This is a genomic window from Psychrobacter muriicola 2pS, assembly GCF_904846535.1.
Taxonomy (GTDB): Bacteria; Pseudomonadota; Gammaproteobacteria; order Pseudomonadales; family Moraxellaceae; genus Psychrobacter; species Psychrobacter aquimaris.
The window spans coordinates 1-585 of the sequence record NZ_CAJHBC010000027.1; the positions used below are offsets into that span (position 1 = coordinate 1).

The 585-nt window shown below is 35.2% G+C and carries 1 protein-coding gene; it reads left to right on the plus strand.

Going from position 1 to position 585, the window contains the following annotated elements; translation table 11 throughout:
* Positions 1-240 precede the first annotated feature (240 nt).
* Entirely contained in the window at positions 241-411 is a 171-nt protein-coding gene (locus JMX93_RS14280) for a hypothetical protein (protein ID WP_443523568.1), read from the plus strand.
* The last annotated feature ends 174 nt before the right edge of the window (positions 412-585 follow it).

Consider the following 585-nt stretch of genomic DNA (forward strand, 5'->3'; position numbering starts at 1 on the left):
GACCTCGGTTCATTGCTTGATATTTATTCATCATCACAGTAGCTACTCGAAATCGCCTAATTGAAGGTACAGCTGGATCGTCTACTAATTAGCGAAAGGTTAGGAGACGGTTATCGGCTGTTTTAAGCGTTTTAGGATAGCTTTAGCTACCATCGTATCGGACAGAGCGTAAAACGTATATAAGAGTGGTTTCTAGGCTTTTTAGCAACGGTTTGATAAGTGTTTACAGATGTGTCGATAATGGCTACTGAAAATGAAGACAAACTATCTACAAAAAATGAGACTGATATTGAGAATGTGAAAACAGGGTTGTCCAGAATGACAGACGAAGATATTCAAAATATCTTTGACCGTGCTTTTGAAGATTTTCAAAGATCAAAGCTTAATCCGAACTATGAGAATAAAGATTGATACCGAGTAAATTGACCATAGCGTTTTGAGCTACTGATCAGTTTTATAAGTGATTGGTCGCTCATATTATCATCTCAAATCCGTCAGTTCTTGAGCTTTTTTCCTATTATTTAATATAAAAACATATTTTTTACTTTTAAAGATTTTTAAAGACTTTTAGGACGCTCTCAGACT